This is a genomic window from Streptomyces sp. NPDC058663 (assembly GCF_042716745.1).
Classification (GTDB): Bacteria; Actinomycetota; Actinomycetes; order Streptomycetales; family Streptomycetaceae; genus Streptomyces.
Genome location: NZ_JBHXRV010000018.1, coordinates 33,929 through 55,793, shown reverse-complemented (window position 1 = coordinate 55,793; position 21,865 = coordinate 33,929). Strand labels below are relative to the sequence as shown.

Annotated in this window: 21 protein-coding genes; 17 read left to right on the top strand and 4 right to left on the bottom strand. The window is 72.2% G+C overall.

The features are described 5' to 3' along the window. Positions 1 to 73 precede the first annotated feature (73 nt). From ACFWVV_RS15475 to ACFWVV_RS15445, 7 genes are all read left to right on the top strand, one after another. Positions 74 to 1,174, top strand: a complete 1,101-nt coding sequence (locus ACFWVV_RS15475) for a nitronate monooxygenase (protein WP_384341749.1) — start codon at positions 74 to 76, stop codon at positions 1,172 to 1,174. Beyond that, on the top strand, positions 1,171 to 1,914 hold the full coding sequence (locus ACFWVV_RS15470) for a 16S rRNA (uracil(1498)-N(3))-methyltransferase (protein ID WP_384341747.1): 744 nt from the start codon (positions 1,171 to 1,173) through the stop codon (positions 1,912 to 1,914). The genes ACFWVV_RS15475 and ACFWVV_RS15470 overlap by 4 nt, the downstream gene beginning before the upstream one ends. Before the next feature lie 45 nt (positions 1,915 to 1,959). Further along, positions 1,960 to 2,352, top strand: coding sequence for a VOC family protein (locus ACFWVV_RS15465; protein WP_384341745.1), 393 nt, complete (start codon positions 1,960 to 1,962; stop codon positions 2,350 to 2,352). 340 nt (positions 2,353 to 2,692) lie between these two features. After that, positions 2,693 to 3,649: an ATP-binding protein gene (locus ACFWVV_RS15460; protein ID WP_384341743.1), complete on the top strand. Its 957-nt coding sequence runs from the start codon at positions 2,693 to 2,695 to the stop codon at positions 3,647 to 3,649. A 365-nt stretch (positions 3,650 to 4,014) separates the two neighbouring features. Further along, positions 4,015 to 4,374 carry a histidine triad nucleotide-binding protein gene (locus ACFWVV_RS15455; protein ID WP_384341741.1) on the top strand — a complete coding sequence of 120 codons (360 nt, stop codon included), beginning with the start codon at positions 4,015 to 4,017 and terminating at the stop codon, positions 4,372 to 4,374. A gap of 17 nt (positions 4,375 to 4,391) precedes the next feature. After that, positions 4,392 to 5,297 carry a ribonuclease Z gene (locus ACFWVV_RS15450; protein WP_384341739.1) on the top strand — a complete coding sequence of 302 codons (906 nt, stop codon included), beginning with the start codon at positions 4,392 to 4,394 and terminating at the stop codon, positions 5,295 to 5,297. Between the two features lie 74 nt (positions 5,298 to 5,371). Next, the gene (locus tag ACFWVV_RS15445) at positions 5,372 to 6,844 is read left to right on the top strand and encodes a M1 family metallopeptidase (RefSeq protein WP_384341737.1); all 1,473 of its coding nucleotides are present in this window, start codon (positions 5,372 to 5,374) and stop codon (positions 6,842 to 6,844) included. A gap of 122 nt (positions 6,845 to 6,966) precedes the next feature. Here the strand turns inward: ACFWVV_RS15445 and ACFWVV_RS15440 are convergent, their stop codons facing one another. Then, positions 6,967 to 8,376: an MFS transporter gene (locus ACFWVV_RS15440; RefSeq protein ID WP_384342179.1), complete on the bottom strand. Its 1,410-nt coding sequence runs from the start codon at positions 8,374 to 8,376 to the stop codon at positions 6,967 to 6,969. Between the two features lie 545 nt (positions 8,377 to 8,921). Here ACFWVV_RS15440 and ACFWVV_RS15435 point away from each other — a divergent pair. The 9 genes from ACFWVV_RS15435 to era all read left to right on the top strand — a co-directional run bounded on the left by ACFWVV_RS15435 (position 8,922) and on the right by era (position 16,705). Next, a complete protein-coding gene (locus ACFWVV_RS15435) occupies positions 8,922 to 10,106 on the top strand; it encodes a carbohydrate kinase family protein (protein ID WP_384342177.1) in 1,185 nt (394 codons plus the stop codon). A 192-nt stretch (positions 10,107 to 10,298) separates the two neighbouring features. After that, positions 10,299 to 11,354: a PhoH family protein gene (locus ACFWVV_RS15430; protein ID WP_384341735.1), complete on the top strand. Its 1,056-nt coding sequence runs from the start codon at positions 10,299 to 10,301 to the stop codon at positions 11,352 to 11,354. Positions 11,355 to 11,368: 14 nt separating this feature from the next. Then, positions 11,369 to 11,866 carry an rRNA maturation RNase YbeY gene (gene ybeY, locus ACFWVV_RS15425; protein ID WP_384341733.1) on the top strand — a complete coding sequence of 166 codons (498 nt, stop codon included), beginning with the start codon at positions 11,369 to 11,371 and terminating at the stop codon, positions 11,864 to 11,866. Further along, positions 11,863 to 13,161, top strand: coding sequence for a hemolysin family protein (locus ACFWVV_RS15420; RefSeq protein WP_384341732.1), 1,299 nt, complete (start codon positions 11,863 to 11,865; stop codon positions 13,159 to 13,161). Before ybeY ends, ACFWVV_RS15420 begins: the two co-directional genes overlap by 4 nt. Positions 13,162 to 13,254: 93 nt before the next feature. Beyond that, positions 13,255 to 13,611, top strand: coding sequence for an MmcQ/YjbR family DNA-binding protein (locus tag ACFWVV_RS15415; RefSeq protein WP_384341730.1), 357 nt, complete (start codon positions 13,255 to 13,257; stop codon positions 13,609 to 13,611). Between the two features lie 159 nt (positions 13,612 to 13,770). After that, positions 13,771 to 14,550, top strand: a complete 780-nt coding sequence (locus tag ACFWVV_RS15410; RefSeq protein ID WP_384341728.1) for a hypothetical protein — start codon at positions 13,771 to 13,773, stop codon at positions 14,548 to 14,550. Positions 14,551 to 14,594: 44 nt separating this feature from the next. Further along, positions 14,595 to 14,969, top strand: coding sequence for a cytidine deaminase (locus tag ACFWVV_RS15405; RefSeq protein ID WP_384341726.1), 375 nt, complete (start codon positions 14,595 to 14,597; stop codon positions 14,967 to 14,969). Positions 14,970 to 15,287: 318 nt separating this feature from the next. Further along, positions 15,288 to 15,650 carry a transglycosylase family protein gene (locus ACFWVV_RS15400; protein ID WP_384341724.1) on the top strand — a complete coding sequence of 121 codons (363 nt, stop codon included), beginning with the start codon at positions 15,288 to 15,290 and terminating at the stop codon, positions 15,648 to 15,650. 92 nt (positions 15,651 to 15,742) lie between these two features. After that, complete coding sequence (era, locus tag ACFWVV_RS15395; RefSeq protein ID WP_384341722.1) at positions 15,743 to 16,705, top strand: GTPase Era; 963 nt, start codon at positions 15,743 to 15,745, stop codon at positions 16,703 to 16,705. Between the two features lie 55 nt (positions 16,706 to 16,760). On the opposite strand, the gene ACFWVV_RS15390 is transcribed toward era, so the two are convergent. From ACFWVV_RS15390 to ACFWVV_RS15380, 3 genes are all read right to left on the bottom strand, one after another. Beyond that, positions 16,761 to 18,122, bottom strand: coding sequence for a GH1 family beta-glucosidase (locus ACFWVV_RS15390; RefSeq protein WP_384341719.1), 1,362 nt, complete (start codon positions 18,120 to 18,122; stop codon positions 16,761 to 16,763). A gap of 125 nt (positions 18,123 to 18,247) precedes the next feature. Further along, positions 18,248 to 18,520 (bottom strand): protealysin inhibitor emfourin, encoded by a 273-nt coding sequence (locus tag ACFWVV_RS15385; RefSeq protein WP_384341717.1) that lies wholly within the window; start codon positions 18,518 to 18,520, stop codon positions 18,248 to 18,250. Positions 18,521 to 18,581: 61 nt separating this feature from the next. Next, positions 18,582 to 19,643 (bottom strand): M4 family metallopeptidase, encoded by a 1,062-nt coding sequence (locus ACFWVV_RS15380; RefSeq protein WP_384341715.1) that lies wholly within the window; start codon positions 19,641 to 19,643, stop codon positions 18,582 to 18,584. Between the two features lie 310 nt (positions 19,644 to 19,953). Between ACFWVV_RS15380 and leuA the strand changes: the two genes are divergently transcribed. Beyond that, complete coding sequence (leuA, locus tag ACFWVV_RS15375; protein ID WP_384341713.1) at positions 19,954 to 21,717, top strand: 2-isopropylmalate synthase; 1,764 nt, start codon at positions 19,954 to 19,956, stop codon at positions 21,715 to 21,717. The last annotated feature ends 148 nt before the right edge of the window (positions 21,718 to 21,865 follow it).

Genomic DNA, 21,865 nt, shown 5'->3' with positions numbered 1-21,865 from the left:
GGGCGGACCGGGGGCGCCCCCCCCCGCCCCTGTTCGATTCGGCGGGGACCGCCGGGCGTGAAACGATGCGGACATGTCTGTTGAGTCCCGGGTGATTCCCGCGCTGGGGGAGCTGTGCCGGCGGGGGATCGTCGCCGCGCCCATGGCCGGCGGGGTCTCCCGCCCCGAGCTGGCCGGTGCCGTGTCCGAGGCGGGCGGGCTCGGTTTCCTCGCCGCGGGGTACAAGACCGCCGACGGGATGTACGAGGAGATCAAGCAGCTGCGCGCGCTGACCTCCAAGCCCTTCGGCGTCAATCTGTTCATGCCGCAGCCCGCCGCCGACCCCTCCGCCCTCGACCTGTACCGGCAGCAGCTCACAGGGGAGAGCGCCTGGTACGAGACGCCGGTCGACGAACAGGACGAGGGGCGCGGCACCGACGACGGGTACGAGGCCAAACTGGCCCTCCTCGTCGACGACCCGGTGCCCGTGGTGTCCTTCACGTTCGGCTGCCCCTCCCGGGACGAGCTCGACGCCCTCGCCCACGTGGGCACCTTCACCGTGGTCACGGTGACCACTCCCGAGGAGGCACAGGCCGCCGAGTGGGCGGGAGCCGACGCGGTGTGCGTCCAGGGCATCGAGGCGGGCGGCCACCAGGGAACCCACCGCGACGACCCGCAGGCCGACGGCACCAGCGGGCTCGGGCTGCTGTCGCTGGTGACGCAGGTCTGCGAGACCGTACAGCTGCCGGTGATCGCCGCGGGCGGGCTGATGCGCGGGGCGCAGATCGCCGCCGTACGGGCGGCGGGGGCGGACGCGGCGCAGCTCGGGACGGCGTTCCTGGCGTGCCCGGAGTCCGGGGCGCACGCGATGCACAAGCAGGCGCTGAAGAATCCCCTGTTCGTACGGACGGAACTCACCCGCGCGTTCTCCGGGCGGCCCGCACGCGGCCTGGTCAACCGTTTCATGCGTGAACACGGCCCCTACGCGCCGTCGGGGTATCCCGAGGTGCACTTCATGACGGCGGGCCTGCGCAGCGCCGCCGCGCGCGTGGGCGACGCACAGGGCATGGCGCTGTGGGCGGGGCAGGGGCACCGGCTGGCCCGGGACCTGCCTGCGGGCCGTCTTGTGCAGGTGCTCGGCGCCGAGGCGGACTCGGCGTGGACGGAAATGGCATTGAGGAGGCCGACGTCATGACGGCACCGGTGTTCGTGGTGGAGAGCGTGCCCCGGGGCGGCGAGTACGTCCTGGAGGGGCCCGAGGGGCGCCACGCGGTGTCCGTACGGCGCCTGAGGGCGGGCGAGGACGTCGTTCTGGCCGACGGGGCGGGGAACGGCGCCGAGGGCGTCGTCGTCGCCGCGGAGGGCAAGGACCGGCTCGTCGTGAAGGTCACAGGGACCCTCGTCGAGGACGAGCCCCGGCCGCGGATCACCGTCGTCCAGGCCCTCCCCAAGGGCGACCGGGGAGAACTGGCCGTCGAGACGATGACGGAGACCGGGGTGGACGCCGTCGTGCCGTGGCAGGCGGCCCGCTGCATCACCCAGTGGAAGGGCGAGCGGGGCGCCAAGTCGCTCGCCAAGTGGCGGGCCACCGCCCGCGAGGCGGGAAAGCAGTCGCGCAGGCTCCGCTTCCCGGAGATCGCGGACGCGATGAGCACCAGACAGGTGGCCTCCCTGCTGGCCGCCGCGGACTTCGCCGCCGTACTGCACGAGGACCGGGACGCCGACAGCGGTGCGCTGGCGGTCGCCGAGCTGCCGCGGCAGGGCAGCATCGTGCTGGTCGTCGGACCCGAGGGCGGAGTCTCGCCCGAGGAACTGGCGGCGTTCGCGGCGGCGGGGGCCAAACCGTACCGGCTGGGCCGCAGCGTGCTGCGGACCTCCACGGCCGGCACCGCTGCCACCGCGCTCCTGCTGGGGCGCACCGGACGGTGGTCCTGAGCCACCGGGCACACACCATCGGGGGGCTGGACGAGGGAGAGCGACATGGAACTCGCACAAGTACGGCTGCTGGTGTCCGACTTCGCCGCCTGCTACCGCTTCTACGGTGAGGTGCTCGGCCTGAAACCCCAGTCGGGGTACGAGAACGGGCCCTGCGAGAAGTTCTCGCCGTCGGTGGGCTCCGCCGGCATCGCCCTCCAGGACCGGGCCGTGATGGCCGAACTGCTGGGGGAGCTGTCTCAGGAACCGGCGGGCCACAGGTCGTTCGTGGTGCTGCGGGTCGACGACCTCGACCGGTACTGCGCCGAGATCACCGGGCGCGGTGCGGTGCTCGTGCACGGGCCGGTGGCGATGACCGAACGCATGCGGGCCGCCCACCTCAAGGACCCCGAAGGCAACCTGGTGGAGCTCCAGGAGTGGTTGCTGCTCGGCGGCTGAGCCGCCGTACGCCCCGCGGCGCCGCGACGGCCGGGCCGGCTGTGCCGCGGCGCCGCGGGCGACCTGGCCGACCGCCCCGGGCGCCGCTCAGGTGCCGCAACAGGGCTGTGCGCCGGGGCCCTTCGGTGAGAAGCTGCCTCCGTCGGGGCCGCCGCGGTGCTCAGCGGGTGCCGGCGCGGCCACGCGCGCGTGGCCGCGTTCCGCCGCGCGCCGGGAACGGCGTCGTAGCGCGCCGGTGAACGCGGCACATACCTAGGGCGTACCCATCAGGGGAATTAGGTGTACGGATCTCCGGTCCGCTGGGGCGCGCGGCGGGGCCGCGGCCGGTCACAGTGGGCGCATGCCTCCCGCATACGGCCTCCCCGTTTCCCGTACCCCCCACGAGCCGGCCCTCGGTGACCTTCTCGAACTGCTCGTCGAGACAAGGCTGGTGACCCTCACCGGACCCGCCGGGGTCGGCAAGTCGCACTTGGCGGCCCGCGCCGCCGAAGCCGTCACGGACCTCCCCGTCCACCGTGCCGACCTCTCCGACTGTGCCGACGCGGCCCTGGTGCCGCAGACCGTCGCCGCCGCCCTGCACGCCGGTACGGCGCCGGGCACCGGCACCGACCCCATGGAGGCGGTGCTGCGCCTGCTCGCCGGGCGGCGCGGGCTGCTCGTCCTGGACACCTGCGAGCACGTCCGGGCCGGCTGTGCCTACCTGGTGGGCAGACTGCACGACGCGTGCCCCGGCCTGCAGATCCTGGTGACCAGCCGCACCCCGATCGGGGTGCCCGACGAGCAGTGCATCCGGCTGCGCCCGCTCTCGCGCGAGCAGACCATCGAACTGCTCCGCGAGAAGGCCGCGGTGCAGGGAGTCGACCTGCCCGTCTTCTGGACCAGGCTGCTCGCCGAACGTCTCGACGGCGACCCGCTGAGCGTGCTGCTCGCCGCCCGCACCCTCGGCAGGTCCGCCACCCCGCAGCAGCTGTACGGCAGCCTGTGCGAGCCGGGGGCACGGTTCGGGGTGCTGATACACGGTCCCAAGCAGCCCGCCCGGCACAGCACCCTGCTGCGCGCCATCGCCTGGAGCCACGACCTGTGCGGGCGGGCGGAACGGCTGCTGTGGGCGCGGCTGTCGGCGTTCGCCGGTAACTTCACCGCCGAGCAGGTCCAAACGGTCTTCGCGAGCGACGGCGAACTGGCCGCGCTGATCGACGCGTCGGTGGTGCTGTCCGAGGACGACGGCACCTACCGGCTGCCGTTGGCGCACCGCGAGTACGGGCAGCTGCTGCTGGAGGGGCTGGGCAGGCCGTAGCAGCCGGACGCGCGCGGCCGTCGCGGACGCCCCGACGGCGCACCCCGGCTGCGCCTGGCGCACCTGCTGCCCGACGACGCCGGGCAGGGGAGCGCGGCGGTCGCCGAAGCCGCCGTGGCACTCACGCACGCGCCCGGGGACGTGAACGGCGAGGGAACTGATGGCGCGGGCCGTGGGAGGCCCCGCAGCCCCCAGCGCCCCGCAGGAACTCGCAGCTGCGCAGGCCCCGGCGGCCCCGCAGCCCCGCGGCCCCGCAGGCCCCGCAGCCCCGCAGGCCCCGTGGTGCCGGCTGCCCCGGCCGCCGGGAGGATCCGGCGGATAGCATGCGCGGTGTCCGATCAACGAAGCCACGAGGGGAGCCCGACATGGCAGATGAAGCGCAGGCCGACTGCCTGTTCTGCAGGATCGTCGCCAAGGAGATTCCGGCGACGGTCGTGCGCGAGAGCGAGACCACGCTCGCGTTCCGCGACATCAACCCGCAGGCGCCCACCCACGTCCTGGTCATCCCCAAGGTGCACCATCCGGACGCCGCCTCCCTGGCCGCTGCCGAGCCGGGAATCGCGGCGGACGTACTGCGCGAGGCCGGCGAGGTCGCCTTCGACGAGGGCGTCGCGGAGAGCGGCTACCGCATCATCCTCAACACGGGCTCCGGCGCGGGCCAGACCGTCTTCCACGCGCACGCGCACGTGCTCGGGGGACGCGGCCTCACCTGGCCGCCCGGATAGGGCGCCCGGTACCTCCCGTGTCCGCTCGCGAGCTCGTCGTCCTCGGCACCGCCAGTCAGGTCCCCACCCGCCGCCGCAACCACAACGGCTACCTCCTGCGCTGGGACGCCGAGGGCATCCTCTTCGACCCCGGCGAGGGCACCCAGCGCCAGATGCTGCGCGCCGGGGTCGCCGCCCACGACATTCACCGGATCTGCGTCACGCACTTCCACGGCGACCACTCGCTGGGGCTCGCCGGAGTCATCCAGCGCATCAACCTCGACCAGGTGCCGCACCCGGTCACCGCGCACTACCCGGCCTCGGGGCAGCACTTCTTCGAGCGGCTGCGGTACTCCACCGCCTACCGGGAGACCGTGCGGCTGACCGAGGCCCCGGCCGCCGCCGACGGGGTGCTCGCCACCACGCGCGCGTACACCCTTGAGGCGCACAAGCTGTCGCACCCGGTGGAGAGTTACGGCTACCGGCTCGTCGAGCCCGACGGCCGGCGCATGCTGCCGGAGAAGCTGGCCGAGCACGGCATCTCGGGCCCGGACGTCGGACGCCTCCAGCGGTTGGGTTCGCTCAACGGAGTCGACCTCCTGGACGTCAGTGAGGAACGGCGCGGACAGCGTTTCGCGTTCGTCATGGACACCCGGCTGTGCGACGGCGTGCACGCGCTCGCCGAGGGGTGCGACATGCTCGTCATCGAGTCGACGTTCCTCGACGAGGACGTTCGCCTCGCGCAGGACCACGGCCATCTGACGGCGGGCCAGGCGGCGGCGGCCGCCCGGGACGCGGGTGTGCGGCACCTGGTCCTGACGCACTTCTCGCAGCGCTACAGCGAACCGGAGGAGTTCGAGAGGCAGGCCCGCGCGGCCGGTTTCGAGGGCGAACTGACGGTCGCGGAGGACCTGATGCGGGTGCCGGTGCCGAAACGGGCGTGACCCCGCGGGGCCCCTGTCGCGGCCGTGCCCCGGAACTTCCTCGTCCGGGCGTACGGCGGCCTAGCGTGCTTGTCATGACCTCGATCAGGCTGTGGCGCCCGGTGGTGTGTGCACTCGCGGCCGCCGCATTGCTCGTCCCGCAGTCGGCCGCGGCACAGGGTCCTGCCCTCGCCGCCCCGGCACCGTCGGCACCGGCACCGTCCGATCCCCAACGGTTCGTATCAGCACCGTACGCACCGGCACGGCCCGCCGCGGCTCCTCCCGCCGCGGCGCCGGACCGCCCCTCCTACGACGTACGCCTGCGCAGCAACGCGGACGGTTCGCGCTGGAAGGGCCGGCAGACGGTCTCCTTCCGCAACTCCGCCCGCGCTCCGTTGCGGTACGTCGACGTACGGCTGTGGGGCAACGGCCACCCGGACGCCGGTTGCGGCTCTCCGGGGAAGCCGTCACCGGTGAAGGTGAGCAGGGTCGCCGGGGGCACCGCACACCCGCTCGCCGTCCGCTGCAGCGCCCTGCGCATCGACCTGCGCGAGCCGTTGCCGCACCGCGCCCGTACGGCCGTCTCCTTCGACGTGTCGATCGCCGTCCCCGACCGCGTCCACCGATTCGGCAGGGACGGCGCACACCACTTCCTCGGCAACGCCCTGCCGCTGCTGTCCGTGCAGGACGCGAAGGGCCGCCACCTCGACCCCGACGTCGGCTTCGGCGAGAGCTTCTACACGCTCGCCGGGGACTTCCGGGTGGCGCTCGACCACCCCAGTGCGCTCAAGGTCCCCGCCACCGGCGCCACCACCCGCCGGGCGAGCACCTTTGGCCGTACCGTCAGCACGAGCACGGCGCGCGGGGTGCGGGACTTCGCCTGGGCCGCGGGACCGTTCGGGACGAAGTCGGTGACGTCGCCCGGCGGGATCACGCTGCACGCGTACTGGACCGCTGCCACCCCGGCCACTGGCGTTGCCGACAACCTGAAGAACGTGGCCGGCTCCGTCGACGAGTTCGGCAAGCGCTTCGGCCGCTATCCGTACGGCGAACTCGACCTCGTCATGAGCGACGCCCTCGACGACTTCGGCAGCATGGAATTCCCCGGTTTTCTTCTGCTGTGGACCGAATCGGAGGGCTTCGCGGCCGCGCACGAGGTCGCTCATCAGTGGTGGTACGCCATCGTCGGCAACGACCAGTTCTCCGCGCCCTGGCTGGACGAATCGTTCGCCCAGTACGCGAGCGAGCTGTACCACGGCGACGACACCACCACCTGCTGGGCCGACCTCGGTCCCTGGCCCAGCGACACGGCCGCCCTCACCCGCTCCATGGCCTACTTCGCCGACGGCCACCGCCGCGAGTTCGGCCACGTCGTCTACCAGCGCGGCGCCTGCGCCCTGCACGACCTGGAGCGCACTCTCGGAACTCCCGCCATGGCCGGCATGCTGCGCACGTACGTGCGGGACCACTGGCTCGGCGTCTCCACGACCGCCGGCTTCACACGCGCCGCGCAGGCGGCGACCACCAAGGACCTCGGCCCCTTCTGGAAGGAACACCGGATCCACTGACGCCGGGCCGCCCCCACCCCGAGCCCTCGATCCTCCGCTCCCCGATCCCCGCTCCCCGCCCCCCCGGCCCCCTGCGTCCGGCCCGCCACCACAGGGCCCCCGGCAGCATCCGTCCGCAGGGCTCAGACCTCCGCCCCCGCCCGTACGCGCTCCCGCTCCGCCCCGCGCGCCTGCGGCACGCGCGCGGAGCGCGGGGCGGTGCGGACGAACGGGGAGCGGACCCGCCGGGTGAGCGGCCGCAGGGAAATCTCCGCGACCTCCTGCTCCGCCGCCCCCACCTGCGGGACGTGCCCGGCCGGAGCACCCGTCGTACCGGCGAGTACGGCCACCGGAGCACCGCCCCTGCGGCGTACCGCACCCGCCACCAGCGGACGCCCGCCCGTGTGCAGCGCGACCGCCGTCATCGGCATCGCGGTCAGCAGCAGGACGCCGCCGAGCACCAGACCCATCACGGGGAAGCCCGCCCACGCCGACAGCAGACTGCCCGCCACCGGCCCGCAGGCGACCCCCAGCGACGACGCCGAACCGGCGAACACCGCCCACCGGCCGCGCGGGTCCATCGAGGCGGCGAGCCCGATCAGGTACGACAGCACGACCGGGTAGAACGCGTTCCACAGGATCTCGCCGGACGCGAAGGACACCGGGCCCGTCGCCGACGAACTCACCGCGACGCACAGCGCGATGGCCACCGTCCCGCAGCCGACCGGAACCGCCCTTCCCAGCCGCGAGCCGAGTGCGCCCGCCGCGCTCACTCCGGCCAGGCCTGCCCCCAGGCCGGCGGCGAAGACCACACCGACAGCCACCTCGGACAGGCCCGCCTGGACAGTGCCTATCCGGTTGCTGACCCCCCACAGGGCGTTCTGGCTGAGGGACCAGCAGAGCATGGCCGCAGCCAGCACCAGACCGGACCGCAGGTGCGGCAGCCGCGACGGGTGCGCGGCGGCCGCCCCGAGCACCTCGAGAGGCGCCCGCGGTACGCCGGTGGAATGTGCTGCGTCCGCACTGTGCAGCCGCCCCGTGGCGGGCCAGACCAGCGCGGCGATCAGCGCGAGTGCCACGAACGGCGGGCGGTGGCCGCCGTCCAGGTGCGGCACCGACAGATAGAGCGCGCCCGCCGTCGCCGACACGCTCAGCAGGCCCAGGACGGACGCCCGGTGGGGGTTGGTGGCGGCGGCGATTCCGGCGGCCGCCACTGCCGTCGCCGTACCGGAGCCGAAACCGCCCAGCGCACAGCCCGCCACGACGGCGGGGACGGCCGAGGACAGCGCGGCGCAGCCGTAGCCCAGCAGCATCAGCAGCAGACCGGTACGGGCCGCCCGGCGCGGGCCGGTGCGCTGCACCCGGGACGCCAGGGTGAAGCCGGCCGCGGCCGAGCACAGCAGCAGCGTGCTGCCGACCAGGCCGGCCCCGGCGGGGGACAGACCCAGCCCGGAACCGAGCCGCCCGACGAGGGTCGGCAGCAGATAGGAGGCGAGATAGCCGGCGGTGAAGACAGCGACGAGCGGCCACAGGGCGCGAGGGCACGCGAACAGGGCGCGAAAGCGCGAGAACACGGGCATTCCTGGAGGAGACGTGCGTGATGACAGGACGTCATGACGGCCATGGAGAAAGGGGGTGGGGCGACCGTCGACGGACAGGAACGCGGCCCAATTCTTATCAAGCGCGCCGACCGCAGGAAAAGGGCAGGTGGGATGTGAGCTGGGACACATTGTGTTTGGTGTTGAGCAGGCCGGGTATTCGTCGTGCTCCGCCGGGTGGGTGCGGCCTCTTTGGCGCGCCGTCACGCCCTGTTCGCGGAGCTCCGCCGGTGACGGCCGATCGTGCACACTGGCCGCGAAACGACGGTGTGCCGGGCAGACGCGCACCGCACCACGACAAGGGCAGCACACGCACCGCACCACGGGGAGCGCAAGTGAGCACGCACCACCACCACGGTGACCACCACGGCGAGAAGGTCACCCCGGGCGCGCCCGCCCACGACGGGCACAAGCACGACGAGCACATGCGCGACGACCACAGGCGCGACGGGCACGAGTGCGACGACCACATGCACGACGGGCACAAGCGCCACGAGCACATGCGCGACGGGCACGAATGCGACGAGCACGGTCACGGCGGGCACGGCGGCGGACACAGACACGGCGGGCACGCCCGCGACAAGGCAGGCCACGACGCGCCCGCCACCGACAGGGTCGACCCCCTCGACGGTCTGCGCACGCCCGGCGGTCCGTGCTGCGACGTGTTCCTCACCGGCACGGTCTTCCTCGACATCATCTTCACGGGTCTCGACAGCGCTCCCGTGCGCGGCACCGAGTCCTGGGCGCGCGGCATGGGATCCAGCCCCGGCGGCGTCGCCAACATGGCCACCGCCCTGGCCCGCCTGGGCCTGCGCACCGCCCTCGCGGCGGCCTTCGGCGACGACCACTACGGCGAGTACTGCTGGGACGCGCTCGCCGACGGCGAGGGCATCGACCTCGGGATGTCCCGCACAGTGCCCGGCTGGCACTCCCCGGTGACCGTCTCCATGGCGTACGAGGGCGAGCGCACGATGGTCTCCCACGGCCACGAGGCCCCGCCGCCCGGCGGCCCCGCACCCTTCCCCGCCTGCCCGCCACGCGCGCGTGCCGCGATCGCCTCCCTGGTGCCCGGCCACCGGCAGCGGTGGGTGGAGTCCGCAGCCCGCAACGGCGCCCGCGTCTTCGCCGACGTGGGCTGGGACGACACCGGGCGCTGGGACCTGGCGGGACTCGCTGACCTGGAGCACTGCGAGGCCTTCCTCCCCAACGCCGAGGAGGCCATGCGCTACACCCGCACCGACTGCCCCCGCACGGCCGCCCACCGGCTTGCCGAGAAGGTTCCCCTCGCCGTCGTCACCCTCGGCGCGGAGGGTGCGTACGCGGTGGACGGGGCGAGCGGCGAGAGCGCCGAGGTGCCCGCCATCGCCGTCGAGGCGCTGGATCCGACGGGGGCGGGGGACGTCTTCGTCGCCGGATTCGTCACCGGCACCCTCGCGGGCTGGCCCCTCGCCGACCGCCTCGCCTTCGCCGGGCTCACCGCCGCCCTCTCCGTGCAGGAGTTCGGCGGTTCGCTCTCCGCGCCCGGCTGGGCGGAGATCGGCGCCTGGTGGCAGCAGGTGCGCGGGTACGAGGCCCAGGACCAGGAGGCGCTGCGCCGGTACGCATTCCTGGAGGAACTGCTCCCGGCGGACGCCAGGCCGTGGCCGCTGCGCAGGGCGGTGCCGACCATCGGCTTCCGGGCCTGAGCCCCTGCTGCCCCGGGGCCTGAGCCCCTGCTGCCCCGAGAGCTCCGGAACTCCCGTGCCGGCGGCTCCGAAACAGTTCGAAGGTAAAACCCCTCGGTGTTGTCAGCGGTGAGTCGTACGCTGGGAACCCAGAGGTTGTCGAGCAGCGAGAACCCTGCAACGGGAGGTATGTGCAGGCCACAGTGCCGGCCCATGACTCAGACACCCACACAGCCGCCGCAGTCCCGCGCCGAGTTCAAGATCCCGGCCACTCACCCGATGGTGATGGTGCTCGGATCCGGCGACGCACTGCTGCGCGTGATCGAGAAGGCCTTCCCGGCGGCCGACATCCACGTCCGGGGCAATGAGATCAGCGCTACGGGGGAACCGGCGGAAGTCGCCCTGATCCAGCGGCTGTTCGACCAGATGATGCTGGTGCTCCGCACCGGGCAGCCGATGACGGAGGACGCAGTGGAACGCTCGATCGCCATGCTCAGGGCGAGCGGCAACGGCAAGGGCGACGGAACCAGGGACGGCGGGGCCGTCACCGAGACCCCCGCCGAGGTGCTCACCCAGAACATCCTCTCCAGCCGCGGCCGCACCATCCGCCCCAAGACGCTCAACCAGAAGCGGTACGTCGACGCCATCGACAAGCACACCGTCGTGTTCGGCATCGGCCCCGCCGGCACCGGCAAGACGTACCTCGCCATGGCGAAGGCGGTCCAGGCGCTCCAGTCCAAGCAGGTCGACCGGATCATCCTGACCCGTCCCGCCGTCGAGGCGGGCGAGCGTCTGGGCTTCCTCCCCGGCACCCTCTTCGACAAGATCGACCCGTATCTGCGCCCGCTCTACGACGCGCTGCACGACATGATGGACCCCGAGACCATCCCCCGTCTGATGGCGGCCGGGACCATCGAGGTGGCCCCCCTGGCGTACATGCGCGGACGCACGCTGAACAGCGCGTTCGTCGTACTGGACGAGGCGCAGAACACCAGCACCGAGCAGATGAAGATGTTCCTCACCCGGCTCGGCTTCGACTCGAAGATCGTCATCACCGGTGACGTCACCCAGGTCGACCTGCCGAACGGCACGAAGAGCGGTCTGCGCCAGGTCCAGGACATCCTCGGCGACGTCCCGGACATCCATTTCTCCCGGCTCACGTCCGAGGATGTCGTCCGGCACAAGCTCGTCGGCCGTATCGTCGACGCGTACGAGCAGTACGACAGCCGCAACGAGCAGCAGGGCCGGGGCGGCACGAGAGGGAAGTAGAGCACCAGCGCACCATGTCGATCGACGTCAACAACGAGTCCGGAACCGAGGTCGACGAGCAGGCGATCCTCGACATCGCCCGCTACGCCCTGACCCGGATGCGCATCCACCCGCTCTCCGAACTCTCGGTGATCGTCGTGGACACCGACGCCATGGAGCAGCTCCACATCCAGTGGATGGACCTCCCCGGTCCGACCGATGTCATGTCCTTCCCGATGGACGAACTGCGTCCGCCGGCCAAGGACGACGAGGAGCCCCCGCAGGGGCTCCTCGGTGACATCGTGCTCTGCCCCGAGGTCGCCGAGCAGCAGGGCAAGGACGCCCCCACCGAGCACTCCATGGACGAGGAGCTCCAGCTCCTCACCGTGCACGGCGTGCTGCACCTCCTCGGTTACGACCACGAGGTGCCCGAGGAGAAGACCGAGATGTTCGGTCTGCAGGCGGCCATCGTCGACGGCTGGCGGGCGGAGAAGGGCTTCACCGGTCCCTCCCCGGCGCCGACCGTCTCATGAGCGCCCAGCTGATCCTCGGTGCCGTCGCCCTGGTCGTCGTGGCCTGGCTGGCCGCGTGCGCGGAGGCCGGTCTCGCCCGCGTCTCCACCTTCCGCGCGGAGGAGGCGGCCCGGGCGGGCAGGCGCGGCAGCGCGAAGCTCGCCCAGGTCGCCGCCGACCCCACCCGTTATCTGAACGTGGCACTGCTGGTGCGCGTCGCCTGCGAGATGGCGGCGGGCGTCCTGGTCACGTACGGCTTCCTGGACCTCTACGACAGGACCTGGCAGGCGCTGCTCGTCGCGATCGCCGTGATGGTCCTCGTCAGTTACGTCGCCGTGGGCGTGTCCCCGCGCACCATCGGCCGCCAGCACCCGCTGAACACGGCGACCGCCTCGGCCTACGTACTGCTGCCGCTGGCCCGGATCATGGGCCCCGTTCCGCAGCTGCTCATCCTCATCGGCAACGCGCTCACCCCCGGCAAGGGCTTCCGCAAGGGCCCCTTCGCCAGTGAGGCGGAACTGCGCGCCATGGTCGACCTCGCCGAGCAGGAGTCGCTCATCGAGGACGACGAGCGGCGCATGGTGCACTCCGTGTTCGAACTGGGCGACACCCTGGTGCGCGAAGTGATGGTGCCGCGTACGGACCTGATCTCGATCGAGCGCTTCAAGACCATCCGGCAGGCGCTGACGCTCGCGCTGCGCTCCGGTTTCTCCCGCATCCCGGTGACCGGTGAGAACGAGGACGACGTGGTCGGTGTCGTCTACCTCAAGGACCTGGTCCGCAAGACGCACATCAACCGCGACTCCGAGTCCGACCTGCTCTCCACGGCGATGCGCCCCGCCGTCTTCGTCCCCGACACCAAGAACGCCGGTGACCTGCTGCGCGAGATGCAGCAGGAGCGCAACCATGTCGCCGTGGTGATCGACGAGTACGGCGGCACCGCCGGCATCGTCACCATCGAGGACATCCTGGAGGAGATCGTCGGGGAGATCACCGACGAGTACGACCGCGAGGTCCCCCCGGTCGACGCCCTGGGCGACGGCCGGTTCCGGGTCACCGCCCGCCTCGACATCGAGGACCTCGGCGAGCTGTACGGGCTCGACGAGTTCGACGACGAGGACGTCGAGACGGTCGGCGGCCTGCTGGCGAAGGCGCTCGGCAGGGTGCCCATCGCCGGGGCCTCGGCGACGGTGGACCTCCCGGACGGTCGGGCGCTGCGCCTCACGGCGGAGTCACCGGCCGGCCGCCGCAACAAGATCGTCACGGTGCTCGCGGAGCCCGTGGAGCCGGAGGGCGACGAGGCCCACCAGGGCTGAGCGGCGCGGGCGCCGTACCGGTGACGGGCACGGCTGCGCGGCGTGGGCGCCGTACCGGTGACGGCGGGGGCACGCTGACGGATACTGGCCGGTATGACGCCCGATCAGCTCCGCGCCCTCTGCCTCGACTTCGGTGCAGCCGTCGAGGAGTTCCCCTTCACGCCGGAGACCTCGGTCTTCAAGGTGCTGGGCAAGGTGTTCGCGCTGAGCGCCCTGGGTGCGTCGCCGCTGCGCGTCAACCTCAAGTGCGACCCGGAGAACGCGGTGCGGCTGCGGGCCGAGCACCCGGCGATCGTCCCCGGCTGGCACATGAACAAGCGCCACTGGAACACCGTCACCCTGGACGGCTCGCTGCCCGAGGGCCTCGTGCGCGAGCTGGTCGAGGACTCGTACGACCTGGTGGTGGCGGGCATGCCGCGGGCGGTCCGGCTGACGCTGGACCGCCCCTGACCACCCCCCGGCCCAGGCCCGCCGTGCGGGAGCGGTCGGCAGCCGGAGTGACGGCCGACAGGGAAGCACACAGGGGGCACGTCTGTGCGGATTTGGCGTTCTCTTTACTTGCCGTTTTAATTCGCGCAAGTCATGCGAACACCCTCATCAGGAGCACCCGTGCGTACCCGTACCCTCCGCGTAACCGGCCTCGGCCTGGCCGCTTCGTCCCTCCTCCTCGCCACCGCGTGCGGGGGTGCCGCGGACGCGGAGAAGGAGTCCGCGGCCAAGAAGGCGCCGGCGAGGACGGCCACGCCGTCGCCCACCCCGACGGCGGCCGCGCCGCTCACCCAGCGCCAGGCGGAGTCCGCCCTGCTGGAGGTCAAGGAGATGCCCAACGGCTGGAGCAAGGACACCGAGATGTCATCCACCGAGGCGGGCAACACCGAGTTCGCCACCGGCAAGGCCGACAAGAACAAGAAGCAGTGCCAGTTCCTGCTCGACGGCGTCGTGGGGGCCGAGCAGGGCCCCAAGCCGCAGAGCACCGGCATCATCGCCTTCACCAAGTCGCAGGAGGGCCCGTTCGTGGTCCACGGCGTCACCGGTTACACCGAGGCGGAGGCCACGAAGCTGATCAAGGGCCGCCCGGTCCCCGAGGCGTGCCGCACCTTCACCGCCGATCTCGACGGCGACAAGGCCACCGTCACCTACGAGGAGCTCTCCGTCCCGAAGGCCGGCCAGGACTCCCAGGGCGTCCGCCTCAAGATCGTCACGGACGACCCGGAGATGCCGCCGCTCCAGTACGACGTGGCCCACGCGCGCGTGGGCGGGGCGGTCGTGTCCGTCATGGAGATCAGCTTCACGAAGGCGGACGTCCAGACCTTCACCGAGTCCTTCACCAAGGCCGTGGCCAAGGCCGAGAAGGCCGGCGCCGCGGCCCGGGACGGCAAGAAGGGCTGACCCGGACGGGCGGCCGGGCCCCGGGGCTTCCTATGCTCGGGGTCATGACCACTTCCCCGTCCTCCGAGGACCCCCAGGCAGCCCCCCTCGACACCGAGGACCAGAAGCTCCTCACCCTCGCCCGCAGCACCCGGGCCCGCAACGGGGTGCCGGAGGGCGCCGCCGTGCGCGACGAGACCGGGCGGACGTACGTCGCCGGGACCGTCGCCCTCGACTCGCTGCACCTGAGCGCCCTGCGGACGGCCGTCGCGATGGCCGTCGCGAGCGGAGCCGGCTCGCTGGAGGCGGCGGCCGTCGTCACAGGGGCCCCGGCCCCCGCCGACGCCGATCTCGCGGCGGTACGCGACCTGGGCGGCCCGGGCACGCCCGTGCTCCTGGCCGGCCCGGACGCGGTGGTCAGGTCACGCGTCGAGGTGTGACCGGGAGGGGCGCGGCACGGGTGGGGCACCCTACGCATGTGAGGCAGCACACGTACGGTTCCGCAAGGGGCCGGGCGGCCCCCGGCCGGTCCTCGCCGACGGACCCTTCCCGGCCGCGTGACACCGGCGGCGGGACCTTCGGCCCGGGTCCTTCGGCCGGGGGGAGGGGGGCCGTGGGGGCGGGACCTTGGTCCCGCCCCCACCCTGCGAAGGTCCGTGGACCGGGCCCGGCCGCGCTGGGAGTGTGGAGGCACGCCGGACGGGGCAGCAGCGAAGCCCCGGACCGGCGGACCACGTCCCCCAGAGTTAGGTCACCGCGTGTTCTCCTCCCTGATCCGCACCACCGCCGCCCGCCGCATCACCGGTTCCGTCGTGACGGCTGGCGCCGCCGCGGCCATGATCCTCACCGGTACGGGCAGCGCCTCCGCGGCCTCCAGCGCCAACTGGTCGGCGGTCGCGGCGTGCGAGTCGGGCGGCAACTGGGCCACCAACACCGGCAACGGCTACTCCGGCGGCCTCCAGTTCACCCAGCAGACCTGGTCCGCCTTCGGCGGCACCGCGCACGCGCCGAGCGCCCACCAGGCGAGCCAGGCCGCGCAGATCGCCGTCGCCGAGAAGGTCCTCGCGGCCCAGGGCCCGGGCGCGTGGGGCTCCTGTGCCGCCAAGGCCGGCCTGTCCTGACCCCCGTGGGCGGCCCGGGCCCGCCGGCCGCCACCCCGCACCACCCGCGAAGGGCCGGCCTCTGGTCGGCCCTTCGCCGTACATCGGGGAGAATGGGCCCCATGAGCGCTCGTACTCCCGAAAACCCCGCAGCCGGCCCCGCCCCCCACCGGGCCGGTTTCGCCTGCTTCGTGGGCCGCCCCAACGCGGGCAAGTCCACCCTCACGAACGCTCTGGTCGGCAAGAAGGTGGCCATCACCTCCAGCCGCCCGCAGACCACCAGGCACACCGTGCGCGGCATCGTGCACCGCCCCGACGCGCAGCTGATCCTGGTCGACACCCCCGGGCTCCACAAGCCGCGCACCCTGCTCGGCGAACGCCTGAACGACGTCGTCCGCACGACCTGGGCGGAGGTCGACGTGATCGGCTTCTGCGTGCCCGCGGACCAGAAGCTCGGCCCCGGCGACAAGTTCATCGCCAAGGAGCTCGCCGGGATCAAGAAGACCCCGAAGATCGCCATCCTGACGAAGACCGACCTCGTCGCGCCGAAGCAGCTGCGTGAGCAGCTCCTGGCGATCGACGCGCTCGGGCGCGAGCTGGGCATCGAGTGGGCGCAGATCGTGCCCGTGTCCGCGGTGGGTGACCAGCAGGTGTCGCTGCTGGCGGACCTCATCGCCCCGATGCTCCCCGAGAGTCCGCCGCTGTACCCCGAGGGCGACCTCACCGACGAGCCCGAGATGGTGATGGTCGCGGAACTGATCCGCGAGGCCGCGCTGGAAGGCGTGCGCGACGAGCTGCCGCACTCGATCGCGGTCGTCGTCGAGGAGATGATCCCCCGCGAGGACCGGCCCGCCGACCGGCCGCTGCTCGACATCCACGCCAACGTCTACATCGAGCGGCCCAGCCAGAAGGGCATCATCATCGGCCCCAAGGGCCAGCGGCTGAAGGACGTCGGCACGAAGTCCCGCAAGCAGATCGAGGCCCTGCTGGGCACGCCCGTCTTCCTCGACCTCCATGTGAAGGTCGCCAAGGACTGGCAGCGCGACCCCAAGCAGCTGCGCAAGCTCGGCTTCTGAGCCCGGGGGCTCTCCGCACAGGGCCCTCCCTGCGGCTGCCGCCCTGTGAGGTACGTCACCGCTGGGCGCGCAGCGCGGCCCGCAGCCAGTGGTACGACGCCTTCGGCGTGCGGTCCAGCGTGCCGCCCTCGTAGTCGATGTGGACCAGGCCGAACCGCTGCGCGTACCCGTGCGCCCACTCCCAGTTGTCCATCAGCGACCACACGAAGTACCCGCGGACGTCGACGCCCTCGTCCATCGCCCGGTGCAGCGCCCGCAGGTGCCCGTCGAGGAAGGCGATCCGTTCCTGGTCGTCGACGCCCTCGTAGGAGCAGCCGTTCTCGGTGATGACGACCGGCGGCAGGCTGTCGCCGTACCGGTCGCGGAACGAGACGAGCAGCTCGGTCAGGGCCTCGGGCACCACCGCCCAGTCGAAGGCGGTGCGCGCCACTCCCGTGACGGGGCGGACCGAGAACGGCATCTCCGCGGGGACGGTGACCCCGGCGAAGTCCGTGGGCGCGGACGCGTCCGGAGCGCCCACCTTGGTCGGCTGGTAGTAGTTGATCCCGTACCAGTCCAGCGGCTGGGAGATCAGCGCGAGGTCCTCGGCGACCGGTCCCGGCAGCAGCTCCGCGATGCCGTCGGGGTACTTCCCCAGCAGCACCGGGTCGGCGAACAGCCGGTTGAGCAGCAGGTCGTAGAAGTCCGCGGCGGCCCTGTCCTCGGCGGATCCGGAGGCGGCCCAGGTCGGACCGTGCGAGTGGGCGATGCCGATGCTGCCCGAGCCGCGCGAGCGCAGCACCTCCACCGCCAGGCCGTGTGCCAGGAGCTGGTGGTGGGCCACCGGCAGGGCGTCGAGGAGGAGCCGTTTGCCGGGGGCGTGCTCGCCCAGCGCATGGCCCAGCAGCGTCAGCTCGGCGGGCTCGTTCAGGGTGATCCAGCGGCCGACCCGGTCGCCGAGGCGGGCCGCGACCACCTCCACGTACTCCGCGAACCGGTGGGCGGTGTCCCGCTCCAGCCAGCCGCCCGCCTCCTCCAGGGCCAGCGGTGTGTCCCAGTGGAAGAGCGTCGGCACGGGGCGTATGCCCGCCTCGCACAGCGCGTCCACCAGCCGGTCGTAGAAGTCGAGCCCGGCCTTGTTGACGGCGCCCGCCCCCTCGGGGAGTACGCGCGGCCAGGAGACGGAGAAGCGGTAGCCGTCCACGCCGAGGCCCTTCAGCAGGGCGACGTCCTCGGGGTAGCGGTGGTAGTGGTCGACGGCCACGGACGCGTTCGACCCGTCCCTGATGCGTCCCGGCTCGGCGGCGAAGGCGTCCCAGGAGGACGGCCCGCGCCCGTCCTCGGCGGCCGCACCCTCGATCTGATGGGCCGAAGTGGACACCCCCCACAGGAAGTTGGCGGGGAACCGGGGCAGTGGGCCGGGCGTCAGCATGGTCATGGGGGAGATGGTGGTTACCCCCGGACACCCCTGTCAACGACCGGGCGCGGCCGATTGTCCCGCGGGGCCGCCGAGCGACCAGGGGCCCCGCCGGGCGCCCCCCACAACCGCCCGTCCGGGTGCCGCTAAGCGCCCTCCTTCAGCACCCGTGAGATCAACTCGCGCTGCGCCTCGGTCAGTTCCGGTTCGGCGCAGTGCACGGTCCGTCCGTCCACGGTGATCTCGTAACGGAATCCGTCGGCGATCCCGGCCGGCGGCGTGCGGACGCCCTGGCCGGCGGCGAGCGCCTCGGCGGCCAGGGCGTGCCACGCGCGGGCATCGGGCCCGGCGGAGGTGTCGACCTCGGCCCGGCGCTCGATCCCGGCGAATCCTCCCGTGCGGACTACCTGAATACGCATGGGGTCCGTTGTAGTACGCGGGCGGCCCGCCCGGTAGGGGGCCGCCCGCGCGCCGCGCCCCTCAGCGCGGGTCCACTCCCACCTGCTCCCACGCCTTGAGCACCGCCTCGAGCTCCTCGCCCTCCCCGAAGCGGGCACGGGCCGCCGTCACGGTGGCCCGCGCGAAGTCGGCGAAGGTGGGCGTGACGGTGAGCGTCCCGGCGGTCAGGGTGTCGTACCAGATCTGTCCGGCGCGCTCCCACGCCTTGCCGCCCAGCGCGGTGGCCAGCAGGTAGAACGCGTGGTTGGGGATGCCGGAGTTGATGTGCACCCCGCCGTTGTCGCGGCCGGTGGTGACGTAGTCGTCCATCGTCGCGGGCTGCGGGTCCCTGCCCAGTACGTCGTCGTCGTACGCCGTGCCCGGAGCCTTCATCGAGCGCAGCGCCACACCGCTGACGCGCTCGGCGAGCAGCCCCGCCCCGACCAGCCAGTCGGCCTCGGTGGCGCTCTGGTCGTTGACGTACTGCTTCACCAGCGAGCCGAGCACGTCGGACACCGACTCGTTGAGCGCGCCGGGCTGGCCGAAGTAGGTGAAGTTCGCCGAGTACTGGGTCACGCCGTGGGCCAGTTCGTGGCCGATGACGTCGACGGGGAGGGTGAAGTCGAGGAAGATCTCGCCGTCGCCGTCGCCGAAGACCATCTGCTCGCCGTCCCAGAAGGCGTTCCCGTAGTCCTTGTCGAAGTGCACGGTGGCGTTCAGCGGCAGGCCGTTGCCGTCGATGGAGTTGCGCGCGAACGCCTTCAGGAGCAGCTCGAAGGTGGCGCCCAGACCGGCGTACGCCCGGTTGACCGTGGCGTCCTTGGTGGGCTCCTCGCCCTCCTTGCGCACCACCCGGCCCGGCAGCTCACGCCGGTTGCGGGCGTCGTGGAGCGTGCGGTGGACCTTGCTGTCGGCGGCCCCCGGGGCGGGGGGAGCCGACGGCGCGCCGAGGACCGTGGTCAGCCGGCGGTGGGTGCGCTGTGCGGCGTCCGCCTCCAGGGTGCGGCGGGCGGGTGCGGCGAGCGCGGGGTCCTCGGAACGGGCGAGCCTGTCCAGGACATGGGGCGGCACGATGGTGCAGAAGACGGGGTGGATGGCTTCCATGGCGAGCAATGTGGCACTGGGTCATGACGCTGTCACTACCCGCGACCGAAATATGCGCCATATTTCAAGGCTTTCGAGTGATGGATCACTGTTTCGGCTCCGCGCATGCCCGGTCTTGCATACTGATACGGGACCGGCGTCCTCGCCGTCCCTCGGTTAGGCTGCGGCACATCATGCGTTTCGGGCTGCTTCTTCTTAGCTGCCGCGGCGAGGGCCTGTAGTCGTAGGCCGACCCCCTCCCCGCGGGATCTGGTGCTGCGCTCGAAGAAGTCGGCCGTCCCCTTGCAGGAGACCCGAGGAGCCCTACGCAATGACCCCCCAGCAGTCCTATCGCAACCCCACGCCGGTCACGAACGCCTCGCACTTCCAGCAGCCGTCCGGCATGCCGGTCCACAAGTACGGCCCGTACGACGCCGTCGGCATCCCCGACCGGACCTGGCCCGAGGCCCGCATCACCAAGGCTCCTCGCTGGCTCTCCACCGACCTGCGCGACGGCAACCAGGCCCTGATCGACCCCATGAGTCCCGCCCGCAAGCGCGAGATGTTCGACCTGCTGGTGCGGATGGGCTACAAGGAGATCGAGGTCGGCTTCCCCTCCTCCGGCGAGACCGACTTCCAGTTCGTACGCTCCATCATCGAAGAGGGCGCGATCCCCGAGGACGTGACCATCTCCGTCCTGACCCAGGCCCGCGAAGAGCTGATCGAGCGCACCGTGGAGTCGCTGCGCGGCGCCCGCCGCGCCACCGTCCACCTGTACAACGCGACCGCGCCGACCTTCCGCCGGGTGGTCTTCCGGGGGACGAAGGAGCAGGTCAAGCAGATCGCCGTGGACGGCACCCGGCTGGTGATGGAGTACGCGGAGAAGATCCTGGGCCCCGAGACGGTCTTCGGGTACCAGTACTCGCCGGAGATCTTCACCGACACCGAGCTGGACTTCGCCCTGGAGGTCTGCGAGGCGGTGTGCGACGTGTGGGGCCCCGAGGAGGGCCGCGAGATCATCCTCAACCTGCCCGCCACCGTGGAGCGCTCCACGCCCTCCACGCACGCGGACCGCTTCGAGTGGATGTCGCGCCACCTGACCCGCAGGGAGCACGTCTGCCTGTCGGTGCACCCGCACAACGACCGCGGCACCGCCGTCGCCGCCGCCGAGCTGGCCCTGATGGCGGGCGCCGACCGCATCGAGGGCTGCCTGTTCGGCCAGGGCGAGCGCACCGGCAACGTCGACCTGGTCACCCTGGGCATGAACCTGTTCTCGCAGGGCGTCGACCCGCAGATCGACTTCTCGCAGATCGACGAGATCCGCCGCACCTCCGAGTACTGCAACCAGATGGAGGTCCACCCGCGCCACCCCTACGCGGGCGACCTGGTCTACACCGCCTTCTCCGGCTCCCACCAGGACGCCATCAAGAAGGGCTTCGACGCCATGGAGGCCGACGCGGCCGCCCTGGGCAGGACGGTCGACGACATCGAGTGGGCGGTCCCGTACCTGCCGATCGACCCCAAGGACGTCGGCCGCTCCTACGAGGCCGTGATCCGGGTCAACTCGCAGTCCGGCAAGGGCGGCATCGCGTACGTCCTGAAGAACGACCACAAGCTGGACCTGCCGCGCCGGATGCAGATCGAGTTCTCGAAGATCATCCAGCAGAAGACGGACTCCGAGGGCGGCGAGGTCACCCCGAAGGCCATCTGGTCGGCCTTCAGGGACGAGTACCTGCCGCACGCCGAGAACCCGTGGGGCCGCATCCAGGTGCGCTCCGGCCAGACCACCACCGACACCGACGGCGTCGACACGCTGACCGTCGAAGCGGTCGTGGACGGCGCCGAGACGGTGCTGACCGGCACCGGCAACGGCCCCATCTCCGCGTTCTTCGACGCGCTGGCCGCCGTCGGCGTCGACGCCCGCCTGCTGGACTACCAGGAGCACACCATGAGCGAGGGTGCCTCCGCCCAGGCCGCCTCGTACATCGAGTGCGCCATCGACGGGAAGGTCCTGTGGGGCATCGGCATCGACCCGAACACGACTCGCGCCTCCCTGAAGGCAGTTGTCTCCGCGGTGAACCGCGCAGCGCGCTGACCTGAGCGTTCTCCCTCGGTCACCGGCCGGCCCCGGCCACCCTCGCGGTGGGCGGGGCCGCCGTCTTTTCCCGGGGTGCTGACGGCACCGGGTGGATGTGGCTAACATCACGTCCAACCCCGGCAAAGATGCCGAAGTGTGACGGAGG

Bases quoted from the DNA above. Each gene is read 5' to 3' on its own strand.
- ACFWVV_RS15475 (WP_384341749.1), top strand. From the start codon at position 74: ATGTCTGTTGAGTCCCGGGTGATTCCCGCGCTGGGGGAGCTGTGCCGG.
- ACFWVV_RS15470 (WP_384341747.1), top strand. From the start codon at position 1,171: ATGACGGCACCGGTGTTCGTGGTGGAGAGCGTGCCCCGGGGCGGCGAG.
- ACFWVV_RS15465 (WP_384341745.1), top strand. From the start codon at position 1,960: ATGGAACTCGCACAAGTACGGCTGCTGGTGTCCGACTTCGCCGCCTGC.
- ACFWVV_RS15460 (WP_384341743.1), top strand. From the start codon at position 2,693: ATGCCTCCCGCATACGGCCTCCCCGTTTCCCGTACCCCCCACGAGCCG.
- ACFWVV_RS15455 (WP_384341741.1), top strand. From the start codon at position 4,015: ATGGCAGATGAAGCGCAGGCCGACTGCCTGTTCTGCAGGATCGTCGCC.
- ACFWVV_RS15445 (WP_384341737.1), top strand. From the start codon at position 5,372: ATGACCTCGATCAGGCTGTGGCGCCCGGTGGTGTGTGCACTCGCGGCC.
- ACFWVV_RS15435 (WP_384342177.1), top strand. From the start codon at position 8,922: ATGCGCGACGGGCACGAATGCGACGAGCACGGTCACGGCGGGCACGGC.
- ACFWVV_RS15430 (WP_384341735.1), top strand. From the start codon at position 10,299: ATGACTCAGACACCCACACAGCCGCCGCAGTCCCGCGCCGAGTTCAAG.
- ybeY (WP_384341733.1), top strand. From the start codon at position 11,369: ATGTCGATCGACGTCAACAACGAGTCCGGAACCGAGGTCGACGAGCAG.
- ACFWVV_RS15420 (WP_384341732.1), top strand. From the start codon at position 11,863: ATGAGCGCCCAGCTGATCCTCGGTGCCGTCGCCCTGGTCGTCGTGGCC.
- ACFWVV_RS15415 (WP_384341730.1), top strand. From the start codon at position 13,255: ATGACGCCCGATCAGCTCCGCGCCCTCTGCCTCGACTTCGGTGCAGCC.
- ACFWVV_RS15405 (WP_384341726.1), top strand. From the start codon at position 14,595: ATGACCACTTCCCCGTCCTCCGAGGACCCCCAGGCAGCCCCCCTCGAC.
- era (WP_384341722.1), top strand. From the start codon at position 15,743: ATGGGCCCCATGAGCGCTCGTACTCCCGAAAACCCCGCAGCCGGCCCC.
- ACFWVV_RS15390 (WP_384341719.1), bottom strand. From the start codon at position 18,122: ATGACCATGCTGACGCCCGGCCCACTGCCCCGGTTCCCCGCCAACTTC.
- ACFWVV_RS15385 (WP_384341717.1), bottom strand. From the start codon at position 18,520: ATGCGTATTCAGGTAGTCCGCACGGGAGGATTCGCCGGGATCGAGCGC.
- ACFWVV_RS15380 (WP_384341715.1), bottom strand. From the start codon at position 19,643: ATGGAAGCCATCCACCCCGTCTTCTGCACCATCGTGCCGCCCCATGTC.
- leuA (WP_384341713.1), top strand. From the start codon at position 19,954: ATGACCCCCCAGCAGTCCTATCGCAACCCCACGCCGGTCACGAACGCC.